General features: G+C 63.1%; 13 protein-coding genes. 10 read left to right on the forward strand and 3 right to left on the reverse strand.

Annotated elements, in window-relative coordinates:
- Positions 1 to 49 precede the first annotated feature (49 nt).
- From OHL12_RS04800 to OHL12_RS04825, 6 genes are all read left to right on the forward strand, one after another.
- Entirely contained in the window at positions 50 to 646 is a 597-nt protein-coding gene (locus OHL12_RS04800; protein WP_263412691.1) for a c-type cytochrome, read from the forward strand.
- A complete protein-coding gene (locus OHL12_RS04805; RefSeq protein ID WP_263412692.1) occupies positions 639 to 1,451 on the forward strand; it encodes a phosphatase PAP2 family protein in 813 nt (270 codons plus the stop codon). Before OHL12_RS04800 ends, OHL12_RS04805 begins: the two co-directional genes overlap by 8 nt.
- A gap of 129 nt (positions 1,452 to 1,580) precedes the next feature.
- Positions 1,581 to 4,100 carry a RecQ family ATP-dependent DNA helicase gene (locus OHL12_RS04810; RefSeq protein WP_263412693.1) on the forward strand — a complete coding sequence of 840 codons (2,520 nt, stop codon included), beginning with the start codon at positions 1,581 to 1,583 and terminating at the stop codon, positions 4,098 to 4,100.
- Between the two features lie 69 nt (positions 4,101 to 4,169).
- Positions 4,170 to 5,207: a pyridoxal 5'-phosphate synthase lyase subunit PdxS gene (gene pdxS / locus OHL12_RS04815; protein WP_263412694.1), complete on the forward strand. Its 1,038-nt coding sequence runs from the start codon at positions 4,170 to 4,172 to the stop codon at positions 5,205 to 5,207.
- Between the two features lie 78 nt (positions 5,208 to 5,285).
- Positions 5,286 to 5,885, forward strand: a complete 600-nt coding sequence (gene pdxT / locus OHL12_RS04820; protein WP_263412695.1) for a pyridoxal 5'-phosphate synthase glutaminase subunit PdxT — start codon at positions 5,286 to 5,288, stop codon at positions 5,883 to 5,885.
- A gap of 214 nt (positions 5,886 to 6,099) precedes the next feature.
- Positions 6,100 to 6,876, forward strand: a complete 777-nt coding sequence (locus OHL12_RS04825) for a hypothetical protein (protein WP_263412696.1) — start codon at positions 6,100 to 6,102, stop codon at positions 6,874 to 6,876.
- 15 nt (positions 6,877 to 6,891) lie between these two features.
- On the opposite strand, the gene gpmI is transcribed toward OHL12_RS04825, so the two are convergent.
- Both gpmI and eno read right to left on the reverse strand, forming a co-directional pair.
- Positions 6,892 to 8,514: a 2,3-bisphosphoglycerate-independent phosphoglycerate mutase gene (gene gpmI / locus OHL12_RS04830; RefSeq protein ID WP_263412697.1), complete on the reverse strand. Its 1,623-nt coding sequence runs from the start codon at positions 8,512 to 8,514 to the stop codon at positions 6,892 to 6,894.
- Positions 8,515 to 8,583: 69 nt separating this feature from the next.
- Positions 8,584 to 9,999, reverse strand: a complete 1,416-nt coding sequence (eno, locus tag OHL12_RS04835) for a phosphopyruvate hydratase (RefSeq protein WP_451923604.1) — start codon at positions 9,997 to 9,999, stop codon at positions 8,584 to 8,586.
- A gap of 219 nt (positions 10,000 to 10,218) precedes the next feature.
- Between eno and OHL12_RS04840 the strand changes: the two genes are divergently transcribed.
- Positions 10,219 to 11,184, forward strand: a complete 966-nt coding sequence (locus tag OHL12_RS04840; protein ID WP_263412698.1) for a hypothetical protein — start codon at positions 10,219 to 10,221, stop codon at positions 11,182 to 11,184.
- A gap of 36 nt (positions 11,185 to 11,220) precedes the next feature.
- On the opposite strand, the gene OHL12_RS04845 is transcribed toward OHL12_RS04840, so the two are convergent.
- Positions 11,221 to 13,674: a serine/threonine-protein kinase gene (locus OHL12_RS04845; protein ID WP_263412699.1), complete on the reverse strand. Its 2,454-nt coding sequence runs from the start codon at positions 13,672 to 13,674 to the stop codon at positions 11,221 to 11,223.
- Between the two features lie 165 nt (positions 13,675 to 13,839).
- Here OHL12_RS04845 and OHL12_RS04850 point away from each other — a divergent pair, with 165 nt between their 5' ends.
- The 3 genes from OHL12_RS04850 to OHL12_RS04860 all read left to right on the forward strand — a co-directional run bounded on the left by OHL12_RS04850 (position 13,840) and on the right by OHL12_RS04860 (position 16,946).
- Positions 13,840 to 14,214 carry a response regulator gene (locus OHL12_RS04850; protein WP_263412700.1) on the forward strand — a complete coding sequence of 125 codons (375 nt, stop codon included), beginning with the start codon at positions 13,840 to 13,842 and terminating at the stop codon, positions 14,212 to 14,214.
- Between the two features lie 180 nt (positions 14,215 to 14,394).
- Positions 14,395 to 16,455, forward strand: a complete 2,061-nt coding sequence (locus OHL12_RS04855; protein ID WP_263412701.1) for a heme lyase CcmF/NrfE family subunit — start codon at positions 14,395 to 14,397, stop codon at positions 16,453 to 16,455.
- Entirely contained in the window at positions 16,455 to 16,946 is a 492-nt protein-coding gene (locus tag OHL12_RS04860) for a cytochrome c-type biogenesis protein CcmH (RefSeq protein ID WP_263412702.1), read from the forward strand. Before OHL12_RS04855 ends, OHL12_RS04860 begins: the two co-directional genes overlap by 1 nt.
- Positions 16,947 to 16,949: the final 3 nt, after the last annotated feature.

Genomic DNA, 16,949 nt, shown 5'->3' on the forward strand with positions numbered 1-16,949 from the left:
CGATCAAACGCCAGGCCATACGACGCCTGGTAAATCAAGGAGCTCTTCAATGTCTTCTGCCGACAACCAGCCCCGCAGGCTCGCTTCCTTCCTCCTCGGGGTAGTAGTCACAATCGTCGTCCTCGTGCTCGGCTTTTTCGCCTACATCCGCTTCGGCCGTCTACCCGTCGCCACGGCCGATCCGTCGTTCCCCATGGAAGCGCAAATCGTCCATGTGCCACTCGAGGCGCGAATCGCGCGAGAGATGCAATCGGTACCGTTCCAGGCCGATGCGCAGACTTACCAGGCCGGAGCTCAGATCTACGTGCAGCAATGTGCCAGTTGCCACGGAACTCCAGGACATGATGTTGCCTTTGCCTCCGGAATGTTTCCCAGAACTCCTCAGCTCTGGAAAAAGCACGCAAACGGGGTCGTCGGCGTAAGTGACGACGAGCCCGGCGAGACATTCTGGAAGGTAAAGAACGGTATCCGCCTCTCCGGCATGCCCTCGTATCAGAACGTGCTCTCCCCGACTCAGATGTGGCAGGTAACGCTCCTGCTCAAGGACGCCGACAAACCGCTGCCGGCAACAGTGCAGGAAACCCTCACCAAGGATCAATCGCCGGCTGCCGCTCCCCCGGCGACGCAAGGACTCAAGCATGACTAAGCAATCGAATCTCGCGCGGCGCACCTTGGCCACGATTTCTGTGTTGGCGTTCGCAGCCACCTCTCCTGCATACGCGCAATCGACTCTCCCGGACGCGCCCTCAGCCCAGGCCGCTCCCTCTGCGTCACGTTCACATGATCCACAAAACATCGACGACCTCTCTCTCAAAGGCACCCCGAAGCGCATAGTCCTCGACGAGGTAAAGATCGTCACCTCACCGGCTCGCCTGCGGTCGCGAGATCTCGTGTGGCTCCTCCCCGTCGCTGGTGCAACCGCAGCAAGCCTTGCCACCGACTCCTACACCATGCGAAACGTGGTTAGCCGAAACCCGGACTTCAACTCCGCTGCAACCACGAGTTCCGATGTACTTCGAGGTGCATTCATCGGTGTTCCGGTTGTCCTCTTCGGCGCCGGTGAGTTGACCCACCAGGCAAAGCCTCGCGAGGCGGGCCTGCTTGCTGGCGAAGCCATGGTGAATGCCTACGCCACCAGCGAGGCGATCAAATACATCACGCTGCGCGAACGCCCGAACCTCCAGAACGCTCGCGGCCACTTCTTTCAGGGCGACGCCGCCTCCGACCCATCGTTCGTCTCCGGACACAGCATCGTGGCCTGGTCTTCCGCCGCGGTACTCGCCAGTGAATACTCCAAACCATGGCAGCAGGTAGGCATCTACACGCTGGCCACCGGTGCCAGCCTCACCCGCGTCCTCGGGCAAAACCACTTCCCTACCGACGCGTTGCTCGGCTCCGTCTCAGGATGGCTCATCGGCAAATACGTCTATCGTTCCCACCACAGACGATAGGCTGAACTCTTCTTCGCTCGTGTTCCGGCAGCAGCCTCGAAGCGAGTTCATGCTGGCGTGAATCGGACGCCATGTCCCCACCGTGCCCGCTTGCACCGGCATCGGTGCGACTGCGAAGATAGAGCGAAGATGATCGCCAAAGCCAACGTGGATTTGTCCTCCCTTCTGCGTTCGACCTTTGGCTTCTCCGGCTTCCGCGCCAACCAGCAGGCCGTCTGCGAGGCGGCCGCCGCAGGCAAAGACGTCCTGCTCGTCATGCCGACCGGCGCCGGCAAATCCCTGTGCTACCAACTTCCAGCCCTCGCGCGTTGCGGCACCGCGTTGGTCATTTCGCCGCTCATCGCTCTCATGGACGACCAGGCGAACAAGCTCCAGTCGCTTGGCCTGCGCGTCGGCCGCATCCACTCCGGCATGGATCGTGAAGCAAGCCGTCAGGTTTGCTGCGACTATCTTGACGGCCACCTGCAGTTCCTCTTCATCGCGCCCGAGCGGCTGCGGGTCCCCGGCTTTGCCGACATGCTTCGCAAGCGCACGCTCTCACTCGTCGCGGTCGACGAGGCTCATTGCATCTCGCAATGGGGCCACGACTTCCGCCCCGACTACCGCAACCTTGCCCGGCACCTGCAGGCCTTCCGCCCCGCCCCGATCCTTGCTCTCACCGCAACGGCCACGCCACAGGTGCAGCGCGACATCGTGGCGCAACTGCAACTGGAAGGCGCGGCGGAGTTCATCACGGGGTTTCGCCGCACGAACCTGGCCGTCGAAGTCCTCGAATTTTCCAAACCGCAGCGCCGCGAGATGGCACTCAAGCTCCTGCGAGACAGCGCCGCCCGGCCCGCCATCGTGTACGCTCCATCGCGCAAAGAAGCCGAAGAGGTGACCGCGTATCTGCAGGACCACTTCCTGGTCGCGGCCTATCACGCCGGGTTGCCGCCCTCCGTCCGCGAATCCGTGCAGGCCAACTTTCTTTCCGGCCAGACTGAGGTCATCGTCGCAACCATCGCCTTCGGCATGGGCATCGACAAGGCCGACGTGCGCACCGTCCTCCACATGGCCATGCCCGCCAGCGTGGAAAGCTACTACCAGGAGATCGGCCGTGCTGGTCGCGACGGCAAACCGTCGCGCGCCGTGCTCATGTACTCCTACGCCGACCGTCGCACGCACGAGTTCTTTCTGGACCGCGACTACCCGCCGCCGAACACGCTGCACCGCGTCGCCGCCGCACTCAAGTCCGAACCGATCCACGCAGACGATCTTCGCCTGTCCCTTCGGCTCGACATGGACGCCTTCGCGCCCGCGCTCGACAAGCTGCTGGCCCAGGGCGCGGCCGAGATCGACTTTGGCAACAACGTATGGCGCACCGGCATGGCGCAGTCCGAGTGGCTGCCCCGCTATGAATCGCAGGTCAGCTTTCGCCGCGCGCAGATCGACAGCATGATGCGCTTCGCCTCTGCGGCGGAGTGCCGCATGGCCGCGCTCATCCGTCACTTCGGCGACCGCAACGACAGCGCCCGCACCTGCGGCCTGTGCGACTTCTGCTCGCCCGAGCGCGCCACTGCGGGGGCCTTTCGCGACCTGACCGACGACGAAGAGCGCCTGTCGCATCGCATCCTCAGTGAGCTGGAGCGATACGGGCAGGGCCGCTCCACCGGCAAGCTGTACGAAGCGGTGGACCCGCGATCGCGGATGGAACGTCGCGACTTCGACGCGCTGACCGACGCCCTGGCCCGCGCCGGCTATCTCACCATCGAATCCGCCAGCTTCACACCGTCCGACGGCAGCGGCCGCGAGATCGCTTATCGCAAGGCAATGCTTACGCACGAAGGGCACGCCGTTGTCGCAGGCGAGCCAATCGTCGGCGTTCAACTGCGGGCCGCCGTTGGTGAGTCAACCAAGCCGAAAAAGTCAGCACGCAAGGCCTCCGCGCCCAGCGAAATGGAACCGCTCACCGAGGCACAGAAGCGCACCGACGCCGCTCTGCGCGCTTGGCGCCGCGAGGTCGCAACCGAGCTGAAGCAGCCAGCATTCTGCGTCTTCGGTGACCGGGTCCTGCGCGCCATCGCAGTCGAGGAGCCCGCAACCGAAGCCGACCTGCTGCAGATCAGCGGCCTAGGTCGCGCCAAGGTCGACAAATGGGGAGCCGACATCCTCGAAGTCCTCCGATCCGCTGGCACGGAGCACACCCCTGCTGCAGAGAGCAAGACTCCCCGTCCGCATCGCTTGCGGGAAGACGCGAAGAGCGTCAAACCAGCTGCCAAGCCGGCGCCGGGCAGATCCAAACAGGCACGCAATGCCGTCACCGCCGCCAGCCGCCCTCTCCCACTCACGAACGAGCCCGCCGGTCCCAGACTCGTGCCGAAGAAGCCAGCAGTGGTCCCAGCATCCCAGCCGCCTGAAAGCGCCTCCCCTGCACTGGCCATGGATCGTGCCCTGAAAGTCTGGCGTATGCACGAGGCAAAGCGCCTCGGTGTCGCCCCATTTGTTCTGCTCCTCGACCAGACCATCCGCGGCATTGTCGCCGCCGAGCCACGTTCGCCGGAAGCCCTCCGCGGTATCGATGGCCTATCCGCGAAATGGGTGGAAGAGCACGGCCGCGCGATTGTCGGCGTGGTCACGCCGTTTCTGTCCTCTGTCTCCGCCGAAGCGTAAGCGGACACTGAAATCCGCGATAAACTGAAGGCCTCCGCACAGCCACCGACCGATCAAGGAGTGCTTGCCATGGCAGATCAAAGCCCCGACACCAGCAACAGCGCCAACCAGAACGGCCGTTACGCGCCGCAATCGCTCCGTCTCAAAACCGGGCTCGCGGAAATGCTCAAGGGCGGCGTCATTATGGACGTGATGTCCGTCGAGCAGGCGCGCATCGCCGAAGAAGCCGGCGCAGTCTCCGTCATGGCGCTCGAGCGCGTGCCCGCCATGATCCGCGCCCAGGGCGGCGTGGCCCGCATGGCCAACCCCAAGCTCATCAAGGAAATCATCGGCGCGGTCTCCATCCCGGTCATGGCCAAAGCCCGCATCGGCCACTTCGCCGAGGCACAAGTGCTGCAGGAACTCGGCGTCGACTTCATCGACGAGTCCGAAGTGCTCACCCCTGCCGACGAGAAGTTCCACATCGACAAGCACGCCTTCACCACACCGTTCGTCTGCGGTGCGAAGGACCTGGGCGAAGCCCTTCGCCGCATCGCCGAGGGCGCAGCGATGATCCGCACCAAGGGCGAACCTGGCACCGGGGACGTCGTTCACGCCGTGCAGCACATGCGCCAGATCACGCGCGAAATGAAGGCGCTCACCGTCCTCGGCGACGAAGAGCTCTACCACGCCGCCAAGAACCTGCAGGCTCCCTACGAACTCGTCCGCATGGTCGCGAAAGCCGGCAAGCTGCCGGTGCCCAATTTCTCCGCCGGCGGCATTGCGACACCGGCCGACGCTGCCCTCATGATGCAGCTCGGCGCAGAGACCGTCTTCGTCGGTTCCGGCATCTTCATGAAGGACGGCGCTGATCCGCTCGACGTCTCCTCCTGGACCAGGGAAGAGGCCGAGATCGGTCTGTGCACTCAGAAGGAAGTGGGCACGCCGCGCAATCCCGACGAGCACGCCGAAGCCGTGTCCCGCGCGAAGGCTATCGTTCTCGCCACCTTGCATCACAACGACCCCAAGATCGTCGCCGAAGCTTCGGAAGCCGTTCTCGGCAGCATGAAGGGTCTCGCCGCGGCGGGCATCGAAGAGTCCCAGCGCATGCAGACCCGCGGCTGGTAACTTCGCGCGCTCAGAACCAGCAGAGGCCGCGTTTCAAGCGCGGCCTTTGTCTTGTGTTCAGGACAGTAGAATCAAACCATGTCGGACGATGCTCACCTGTCGCACACACCACGCATCGGTGTGCTTGCCCTGCAAGGCGCGTTTGAAGCGCATGCATCGCGCCTTCGTTCGCTCGGAGCGGAAACCGTCCTGGTCCGCACTCCAGAGCAACTCGCCGGCCTCGACGGCCTCATCATCCCCGGCGGTGAGTCCACCACCTTTCTGAAGCATCTGGAACGCGGTGGCTTCTTCGACGCCCTCAAGACCTTCGCGCGCGACACCCCGACCTTCGGCACCTGCGCCGGCGCCATCCTGCTCGCCACGGGCGTCCGCAACCCGGAGCAGCGCTCGCTTGCCGCCATGGACATCACGGTCGAACGCAACGCTTACGGCCGCCAGAACGAATCGCACATTCTCGAGACCGAAACCAGCATTCCCGGCGGCCCGCTTGAGATGGTGTACATCCGCGCTCCACGCATCGCAGAAACCGGCCCCGAAGTGACCACGCTCGCCGAGCGCAACGGCTCCCCGACCCTCGTCCGCCAGGGCCACCTCCTCGCCGCCACCTTCCACCCGGAACTCTCCGAAGACCCCCGCGTGCATCAGCTCTTTCTCGACATCGTGCGGTCGACGAAGTAGCTTTAACCGTGTGAAGAAGCCCAGCCCCTCCCATGAAAAACACGCCGGCTGGGCTGTTCGCATCTCCATCAGCTTCTTGCTTTGCACATTCCCTGCGGGTGCGGTTAGATCCCAGCAGTGCGCGGTTGAGCCACTCGCAGACGCGATCAACCGCCTTCCCGACTTCCTTCCGGGATCCGAGAACAGCAAGTGCTCCCAGGCTTTCGAGCAACGGATGGAGCAGGCATCTGTTGCGGAAAAGCGGGCTGCTCTTCCTCAGCTTCTCAGATGGGCAGCCGACCCTCGACCCACCGTTCGCCTTTCATCGCTCACACACATCTACTTCTCACTGCGCGCCTTCACCTTTGCTCCCTCATCCGGCCCGAATGGTTTGAGGCCGGACGAGATTGCGCTCACACCAGAGCAGATGTCTCGAATCGCGTCGCACCTGCTGGATCCTGACGATCGCGTCAGCTATGTGACCACATTCAGTCTGAGAACTCTAATGTCCACACCTGCCGGACGGAGAGAATTGCAGCCATTTCTACTTTCCGTGCTGCGTGGCTCCCAGGCTCTGCAGTCTTCTGCACCCGGTGTTATGGCTTTCTATCTGCTGCTCAATGGCAACCCTAACCAAGTGGCAATCGAACCTGCCCTTCTCAGCTTCCTAAATCGGGACGATCAAACGGGCGCAACGCTAAAGGAATGTCTGCATAACGTTGGTCTCGCGGGGGCACCGGAACCCGTCGCTAACGACGCGATCAATCGCGTCTTCGAGAAAGGTGCGATGTCCGACTTCCTAATACAGTTCCTTGGTCGCGTTACCCTCACGCCCGAACACCTCATGAAGCAACGTGCGCGATTGGCGGAGTTGGCCCAAGACTCTTCCGCGACTGCAGAGACACGTCACGCCGCAGCCGTCTACGCAAAGTGCTGGGGCCAAGATGAAGCTTGCTGGCATGACCCGTCTAATGCTGCACTCGGCGGGGCATCTCAGGGCAGTTCGCGTTAACTTCGTCAGCGCAAATCAAAGATTCGCTGCTGGAAAGACCCGCAGATCGCCGCCAGTCATCTCCTTGGGCAGATCCAGTCCAAGCATCGCCAGCATCGTTGGCGAAAGATCCCGCAACGATCCACCCTCGCGCAGACGAAATCCTCTCCCCTGCTCCGTCACCGCGATCAGCGGCACAGGATTGGTCGTGTGCGCCGTGTGCGGGCCACCTGTGACTGGGTCGATCAGCATCTCCGCATTGCCGTGATCGGCGGTGATCAGCCACGATCCACCATTGCGGCGCAGCGCGGAGTAGATCTCGCCCAGGCAGGCGTCCACGGTTTCCACGGCTTTGACGGTAGGCTCCATCTTGCCCGAGTGACCGACCATGTCCGCATTGGCGAAGTTCACCACCACCACATCAAAGGCTGTGTCCTCGATCGCCTTCAGTACCGTGTCGCAGATGCCGCGCGCACTCATCTCCGGAGCCAGATCGTAGGTCGCCACCTTTTGCGACGGCACCACCTCGCGCTCCTCGCCGGCAAACGGCTTCTCGATGCCACCGTTGAAGAAGTACGTCACGTGCGCGTATTTCTCCGTCTCCGCCACACGCAGGTTGCGCAACTCATGAACCGCAAGCACGTTGGCCAGCAAGTTATCCATGCTCTCCGGCTCGATCACCATCGGCACGCGGAACTTCGGATCGTACTGCGTCATCGAGATATAGCGCAGCCCCTGCGGCACGCTATTCCGCGGAATCTCTAAATCCAGTTCTTCCGCCTTCGGCAGATCGCGAGCATCGCCCGCAGTCAGGCCACCTTCCACATTCCGCGCCAGCACCCGCGTAATCTGCCGCACGCGATCGCTACGGTAGTTGAAGCAGATGCAGAGATCGTCCTCCTGCACCGTCGCAACCGCGCGGCCGTCAGCCCCGGTACACACAAACGGCACAATGAACTCATCCGTCGTTCCGCCGCTGTAGTTCTCGCGCACACGCGCCACCGGATCGGCGAAGGCGCCGCCCTCGGCAACGCCTTTCACCATCGCGTCGAACACCTTCGCTTCGCGGTCCCACTTCAGGTCACGATCCATCGCGTAGTAGCGGCCCGAACAGGTTGCAATCGCACCGACGCCGATTTCGCGCATCTGCTGGTGCAACTGCTCCAGGTATCCCGCCCCACTGGTCGGCAGAGTGTCGCGGCCGTCTAGGAATGCGTGCACAAACACGCGCTTCGCGCCCTGCTGCGCGCACAGCCGCAGCAACGCATACAGGTGCCGCTGGTGCGAGTGCACCCCACCATCCGAGACCAAACCCAGCAGGTGGATCGCCCGCCCACGCTCCATCGCGGCCTGCACTGCATTCACCAGCAGCGGCAAGCTGAAGAACTCGCCTGAATCGATCAGCGCATCGATGCGCGTGATGTCCATGCGGACCACGCGGCCGGCACCCAGGTTCAGGTGGCCAACCTCGCTGTTGCCCATTTGCCCATCCGGCAGGCCCACAAAGTGCTCACTCGCGCGAACCAGCGTGTTGGGATACTCGCGCAGCAGCATGTCATACGTCGGCTTGCGCGCCATCGCAATCGCGTTGCCGTGAGTTTCAGAACGCACGCCCCAACCGTCCAGAATGGTGAGCACAAGAGGTTTACGACGCGGCATGATTCCACTCCAAAATGGCGAAAGGGCCACGTCGATTGTGACATGACCCCCAGCCCGCTCCTGCTCACGCTACTCGCCGCAGTTCACTGATTCGATGCCCACAAACTCCGCGGTCTGGCCCAGCTCTTCCTCAATGCGCAGCAACTGGTTGTACTTCGCAATGCGGTCCGTCCGCGACAGCGATCCCGTTTTGATCTGGCCCGCTCCCGTCCCTACCGCAAGATCCGCAATGAACGTGTCCTCGGTCTCACCCGACCGATGCGAGATGATCGAGGCATACCCATAGCGGCGACCCAGCTCAATTGCCTCCAGCGTCTCGCTCACGGTGCCAATCTGGTTCACCTTGATCAGGATCGCGTTGCCGACACCCTTCTCAATGCCCTCACGCAGCCGAGCCGAGTTGGTCACAAACAGGTCATCTCCGACCAACTGACACTTGTCGCCGATCTCGTCCGTCAGAATCTTCCAGCCGTCCCAGTCGTTCTCAGCCAGACCGTCCTCAATGCTAAGAATCGGGTACTGCCGAACCCAGTCGGCCCAGTATGCAGCCATCTCGGCCGGCGTCCGCTCCGACTTGTCTGACTTCTTGAAGACGTACTTGCCCGTCTCCGCGCTAAAGAACTCACTCGATGCAGGATCCAGCGCCAGCGAAATCTGCTCACCGGGCGTAAAGCCCGCAGCCTGAATCGCTTCCAAAATCACGTCGATGGCTTCGACGTTCGACTTCAGCGAGGGCGCGAATCCACCTTCGTCTCCCACGGCAGTGTTGTAGCCCTTCTTCTTCAACACGCTCTTCAGCGTGTGAAACGTCTCCGCACCCCAGCGCAGCGCCTCTGAGAAGCTTTCCGCGCCGACCGGCATGATCATGAACTCCTGAAAGTCCACGTTGTTGTCGGCGTGCGCGCCGCCGTTCAGAATGTTCATCATCGGCGTCGGCAGCAGGCACGCATTCACGCCGCCCAGGTACCGGTACAACGGCAGCTTCAGCGCATTCGCTGAAGCGCGAGCCACCGCCATGCTCACCGCAAGAATTGCATTCGCGCCGAGCCGACCTTTGTTCGACGTTCCATCCAGCGACAGCATCGTCGCGTCGATCAGCCGCTGATTGGCAGCGTCCATGCCAATCAGTTCCGGCTCCAGCACGCTCTCTACGTTCTCCACGGCCTGCAGTACACCTTTGCCCAGGTAGTACTCCTTGTCGCCATCGCGCAGCTCAACGGCTTCGTGCTCGCCTGTCGACGCACCGCTGGGCACGGCGGCTCTGCCGATCGCGCCCCCGTTCAGCACCACATCCGCTTCCACGGTGGGGTTCCCACGGCTGTCCAGAATTTCGCGAGCTTTGATGGAGACAATTTCAGTCATGCGGACGTTTTTTCCCTCTGCCCGGCTGTCCCCGTAGATCACGCGGTGCAGCAGGCGGTCGTTCAATTTGGGCCGGCGATCCACGGCGATCTCGCCGCCGCCAGCTCCAAGAATGGATTGCACCAAGTCAGCCATGTTACGGGTCGGGCCAGTGCCGACCGGCATGTGGCGTAGCGTGATTTTAGCAGGCAGCTATCCCGCCAATTGCCTCTACAGCTTTCCGCAAATGTCGGCTCGACCCTGTTTACGCCTGTGGTGCTGCCGCCTACTACCGCGTCCAAAACTGCCACTGCGGGTCTAACCTGACGAAACGCTGGCGTACTCGCCGCCGGAGGCTCCGCCTTGTCCAAGCTCCCCCTCGCCGCAGTCTTGCTTGCAGCCACCCCCCTGCTCGCTCAGCAAACCGGTGTGTCCCATCCGCCAGACTCCGCAGTGGAGGATTCCGCGCCCGTCACGAGCGCTCCAGTTCGCGTCGTCGACGCTCCCGTGCTCGTCGTTCCTTCTGCAGCGGCACCGGTACCTGCCCGGCCGGCCTACACACCAGCCGCACCCGTGGACGAATCGCCTTCCGTGAGCCTGCAGCGCCGCGACCTCGCCCGATTTGACCCGGACGGCAAGGTGGTTGGTGATGACGTAGTCGTGAATCCAAACGCCGTAGCCGCCGGCACCATGCTGCGCGCCCGGCTTGAAACCGAAATCCAGACGGCAACCACCCAGCCCGGTTCACCCTTCCGCGCCCAGATCACAGAGCCCCTCATGCACGAAGGCCGCGTCGTAGTTCCCGCTGGTGCCGTACTCGAAGGCCGCGTGACAGACATCCGCGGTGGCCGCCGTCTACATGGACCCGCGCTCATCCATCTCCAGGCGCAGACCATCGTCCTGCCTGACGGCTCGCGCATGCCCATCCGCGCCTCCGTCATCGACACGGACAAGTTCGCCGACACGCGCATCGACAGCGAAGGCAACATCGTGCGCAAGGATCACGCAACGCAGACGCTCGCCGAGTTCTCCCTGGCAGCCGGCAGCACCGCGGCCGCAGGCGGCCTCATCGCCGGCGTTCCTGGCGCTCTGGTCGGCGCCGGCATCGGCGCAGGCGTGGGCACCGTCATGTGGCTCAAGGCGGATCGCCAGACACAACTGCCGCCCGACACCCTGCTGGTGTTAGCGCTCGACACGCCTCTGCCGATTCAGCCGCTTGTGCGCGAGCCCGAATACTCCGTGCAGCCCCTTGCGCCCGCCGGGACTCCGGCGGCAAAGCCCACTGCGCCCGTCGAGGCGGAACCGCAAGCCTTCGTTCCCACCAGTTAGCTCACTCACGAACACCGGCTACTGCCCGCCTGCTCGCTAGCGCAACTCGCCGAGCAGGCGTTTCCACGTTTTGGTGTTCCTGCGCCAGTTCTTTTTCAGGTCTTCCAGAATCCGCTCGAAATCCCCATTGCCCTTCAGCCGATTCCACAGCGGATTGCGGCTGAACCACGGGTAGTTTTCATTACCGAGGTAAATGGCGCGGCGCAGCCAGTGCAGAGCCTCGCTCTCATCGCCTTCTACCGCGAAGTAAGTCGCCAGCCGGTACGCCATCTCACTGTCCGCCTCGGCCGCCGCCAGCGTCTCATCGACAATGTAGCTCGCCGCCTTCTCGCGCTGTCCCAACTGCGTGTAGCACATGGCGATCGTGGGGAACACGATGCGCAAGGAGTCGTCCTCACGCGTCACCGCCTCCAGCACCTGAACGGCACGCTCCAGTTCACCCATGCGCATGTATTGGTAGCCCTCGCTGATGCGCAGCAAAGGCTGCTTCGGCTCCAGCGTCAGGCCCTTCTCAATTTCGTCCGCCGCCAGCTCCAACTGGTTCTGGTACTGGTACACCCGCGCCCGGTGGTTGTAGACCACGGCAGCGTTAGACGGGTTCAGCCGAAGCGCAATGTTGAACTGCTCCAGCGCCTCGTCATACAGGCCGTCCAGCCGCAGCGTTTGACCCGCCACCTGGTGCACGTTCCAGTCGTTGCCGGCCGTCTGCAACAGGTGCTCAATCCCGTGGCGAGCGCTCTCCTTCTCACCACGCGACAGCAGCATGTACACGCGATACAGGTTCGCATCCACCGATCCCGGGTCGATCGACAGCGCTTTATCGAACGCGCGCCGCGCCTCGATCAGGTGCATCTGGCCGCCCAGTCCATGACGCGTGTACTGCAGATGCGTAATGCCCAGCCCGGTCCACGCGGGCGCATACTCTTTGTTCCGCTGCGTCACCTGCTCAAAGATCTGCCGTGCGCGGTCCAGGTCTTCCCGGGCTCCGGTGCGCGACATGAACGAGCTCAGCAGCGCACTGGCCTGCAGGTAGTCTTCCGACTGCTCATCCGACAACGGCCGCGACGGCGTGTGTTCCACAGGGTGAATCGAGTAGCTGCCCTGCAGCGTGCTGAAGATCTCTTCCGTGATCTCGCGCTGCACCGCCACCAGGTCGAAGCTCTCCACGTTCATCGACCCACCTGCGCGCACTGCACCCGCCGGCACGTCCAGCATCTGCCAGTTCAGGTCGAACCCGGCCTCCCGACGCATGAAGTTGCCAGACACCACGTACTGCACCAGCAATTTGCGGCCGATGGTCAGTGGGTCCATCTGCCGGTACGGCAGACTCATCAGCGCGCTGGAAGGTCGCACCACCAGCGATTGCACCCGCGCCAGTCGCGTCGCGATCGCATCGGCCAGGGCATAGCCGTACAGTGGCGCAGCCTCCGCCGGGCCCAGGTTGAAAAACGGCAGCACCACGATTGTGTTGCGCTTTTCATTGCCGCCGCTCTCGCGGAACCGCTCGGCTAGCATGCTCAACAGGCCGGTTGTGCGCTTCTCTTCTTCCGGACTATCGAGTGACAACCGCTCCTGGTTCGGCATGCTCGCCAGCGTGTCGCCCGGGATCAGCATGCCGTCCAACTGCGACGCTTTCAGGATCGTCTTCAGCGCCTCGCGCACATCCGAAGCCGATGCGAAACGCGCCGAAGGCTGCTTCTCCAAGCATCGCAGGATCACGCTTTCCAGTTCACCCGGGATACCTGGTACGGCATCCCGCAACGATGGTGGATCGGCAAACTGGATCGCGCGAATGCTCTGGAAATCCGGCAAGTCCGGCCGATGAAACGGATGCCGGCCCGTCACCAGTTCGTACAGCACCACGCCCAGCGCAAAGATGTCGCTCTGCACGGACGACTGACCGGTCACAAACTGCTCGGGCGCCATGTAGGCGATCGTGCCGCCGCGCGCGGTGTAAGTCGCTCCCGGCGCGGGCATGCGGTTCAGCGGCTTCGACGGATTGAACTCCGCATCATCCAAGCTGATGCGGCGCGCCAGGCCGAAATCGAGAATCTTGATCAAGCCGCCCTCGGTCAGAATCACGTTGGCCGGTTTCAGATCGCGGTGAAAGATGCCAAGCGAGTGCGCCGCTGCCAGGCCGTCCGCAATCTGGATGCCTGCCGACAGCACCAGCTCCACGTTTGCCGGCCCCTCTTCGATCAAGCGGTCCAGAGGCTTGCCCGGGACGTACTGCATCACGATGAACGCTTCGTCGTCCACCTCGCCCACGTCATAGATGGCGCAAACATTCGGGTGCTCGATGGCCGAGGCCAGCCGCGCCTCCCGCAGAAACGTGGCGCGCATCTGCTCCGGCGTCAAATTGCCGCGCGTCAGCAGCTTCAGCACCACGGGTCGCTGCAGCATCGTGTCGTTCGACAGGTACACCACACCGCTGCCACCCGCACCCAGCTTGCGGATCAGCTCATAATGCTCGATGACACGGCGCTTCATAGCCCGATTCTCTCATCCGGACACAAACAGAGACTGCCACTTCGGCGGCATATTGGCACAGGACGGCACCTCTCGCGCCAACATGGTTGCCCGCCAAGCGGCGAAATCCAGCTTTGCTGCATCACACCCTCAATTCCAAGAAAAAACAACGGTGTTGACTCACGCATGCCTTCTACTGTTCTGCTGATTGACGACAATGCGATCCAGGCCGCTACCCGACAGACCATCCTGAAACGTGCTGGCTACTTCGTCATCCCTGTTCTCAACCCGCAACGCGCACTGGAACAGTTCCAGGCCAATGACTTTCCTTCCCCGATCGATCTGGTCATCACCGACCACGTCATGCCCGGCATGACCGGTGCCGACTTTGTACGGGAACTACGGAAAGCGCACGCCGATCTTCCGGTGCTGGTCATCAGCGGCATGGAGGAAGCCCAGGACGAGTACCGTGACTTGAATGTCACCTTCCGCCTCAAGCCTCTGCTACCGGACTATCTGCTCGCCTCGGTCGACCGCATGCTCCACGGAGTCCAGTCCTAAAGAGTCAGCGAGCAAAGAGCTGCGGTGCGCTCTCTCCCGAGGACATCCACGCCATCTCCGCCCTCCGGCGGAGGTCCGTCTCCATCTGAGGTTGCGCGGCGTATTTCTAGGCGCGAATAGCGGCTTCGTACGTTGCTGCGCGGCCATTTCGCCTGCGACAATCATGAACATATGCATCCCATGCCCGAGTTCGGAAGCTTTGCGCTGCTGCTGGCTCTGGTGCTCTCCGCCTACACGCTCTTTGCCGGCTCCCTCTCGCTCTATCAGGTAGCGCACGGCGTTGCCGGCCGAGTCTCGCCCGAGCGTCTTGGCGAAACCGCCCGACGCGCCGGTATCGCCACCTTCATCGCAGTTTCGGGCGCCGCATTCGCCCTGGTCTGGGCAGCGTTCACCAACGACTTCTCGGTCTCGTACATCCTGCACCACACCAATCGGGCACTCCACCCCGCCTACAAGTTCAGCGCCTTGTGGAGCGGCCAGGAAGGTTCACTGCTGCTGTGGTCGTGGTTGCTCACCGGCTACGGCTTCATCCTGCGGTTGCGCCACCGCGAAGACGTCCGCCTGTACGCCTACGCATCGACCATCCTCTCCGCCGTCCAGGTTTTCTTCCTTCTTCTGCTCGTCATCCCCGCTCCGCCCTTCGCGTTGACCCAGGGTGCGATCCCGGCCGACGGCAACGGCCTGAATCCGCTGCTGCAGTACCCGGAGATGGTCATCCATCCGCCCATGCTGTACCTGGGCTACGTCGGCTTCTCCGTGCCGTTCGCCTTCGCCCTGGGCGCACTCATGATGCGCTACCCCGGTGAAAAGTGGATCCGCATCACTCGTCGCTGGACGCTCGTCACCTGGCTGCTTCTCACCTGCGGCATCTCGCTCGGCATGCACTGGGCCTACGCTGTTCTGGGTTGGGGCGGCTACTGGGGTTGGGACCCCGTCGAGAACGCCTCGTTCCTGCCCTGGCTCACCGCCACGGCCTTCCTGCACTCGGTCATGATGCAGGAGAAGCGCGGCATGATGAAGCAGTGGAACGTGTGGCTCATCTTCACCACGTTCCTGCTCACCGTGCTCGGCACCGACCTCACCCGCGGCGGCCTCGTCTCCAGCGTGCACGCCTTCGCGCAAAGCTCCATCAGCCAGTGGTTCACCTGGTTCCTGTGCATCACCGCCGCGGTCTGCCTCTTCACCTTCTTCCGGCAGCGTTCGCACCTTGTAACGGAGCACAAGCTCGAGTCGATCGTCTCTCGCGAAAGCTCCTTCCTCTTCAACAACCTCGTCCTGCTCGTCGCCTGCTTCACCGTCCTCTTCGGCACGCTTTTCCCCGTCCTCAGTGAGTTTGTGCAGGGCTCCAAAGTCACCATGGGCGCTCCCTTCTTCAACAAGGTCGCCGTCCCCATCGGCCTCTTCCTGCTCATGCTCACCGGCGTGGGCCCGCTGCTAGCCTGGCGAGCCACCTCGATCCGCTCCATTCGCCGCAATTTCGTGTTGCCGTGCATCGCGACCTTGGGCAGCGCCCTCATCCTCGTCGCCTGCGGCATCCGCCCGTGGCGCATGGCGGACGCCGATCAGCAGGGTTCCATCTACGCCCTGGTCTGCTTCTCCATTGGTGCCGGCGTCACGGTCGCTATCCTCACCGAGTTCCTGCGCGGCGTGGGCGTCGTCCGCACCCAGACCGGCCGCAACTTCGCCTCCTCTGCGTGGACGCTGACCCGCCGCAACAACCGGCGCTACGGCGGCTATCTCGTCCACTTCGGCATCGTTGCCCTGTTCGTCGGCCTCGCGGGCGCCGCGTTCAACCAGTCCCGCGAACTCGAGATGGGCTTCGGCGATTCGCTCCAGATCGGCAGCTACAAGCTCGTCTGCCAGAGCTACACGCAGGATTCCAACCCGAACTACGACACCGACTTCGCCCTGCTTGACGTCTACGACGGCCCGAAAAAGATCACGCAGATGGCGCCCGAGAAGCGCTTCTACAACGCCAGCCAGACCACCAGTACCATCGTCGCCATTCACTCCACGCCGCTGCGCGACCTGTACGTCGTCTTCGAAGGCCGCAACCCGGAGACCGGCCGCCCCATCATCAAGGTCTTCCTGAACCCGCTCGTCTCTTGGATCTGGATTGGCGTCGGCATCGTCATCGCAGGCACCTTCCTCAGCCTCGCCCCGGGACTCAAGCCTGCCCTCAGCCGCAGCACGGCTCCACTGCCTTTGCAGCCCGAACTGCAGACCGTAGGAGCCGACTGATGCCGCGACTGATGCGCCAGCCCTCGCGCCGCCTTCTCCTGCTCCTCACCATCTTCTTCGCCGCGCTAGTCACCACGGGCGCCAGCAACACCGGCTCCCGCTTCAACGATCTCGGCCACAAGATGGTCTGCACCTGCGGCTGCAATCAGATACTGCTCGAGTGCAACCACGTCGGCTGCCCAAACTCCAGCGGCATGATCGACGAACTGCGCGGCCAGCTCGGCTCTGGCGCCAACGACACCAGCATCCTCAACGCGTTTGCCGCCAAGTACGGCCCTACCGTCCTCGCTGCGCCGATCCGCGGCGGGTTCGACAACGCCGCTTGGATCGTCCCCTTCGTGGTCTTCCTGCTGGCCATCGGCGGTACCGCCCTGCTCATCCGGAAGTGGCGCGGCCGCCATCTCATCACGCCCGAGGGTATTCCCGTCACCCTGCCCGGCACCGACCACGACAGCATGCGCGAGCGCATTCGCCGCGAGACGGAGTTCTAACTC

The sequence above is a fragment of the Terriglobus aquaticus genome (assembly GCF_025685415.1).
Classification (GTDB): domain Bacteria; phylum Acidobacteriota; class Terriglobia; order Terriglobales; family Acidobacteriaceae; genus Terriglobus; species Terriglobus aquaticus.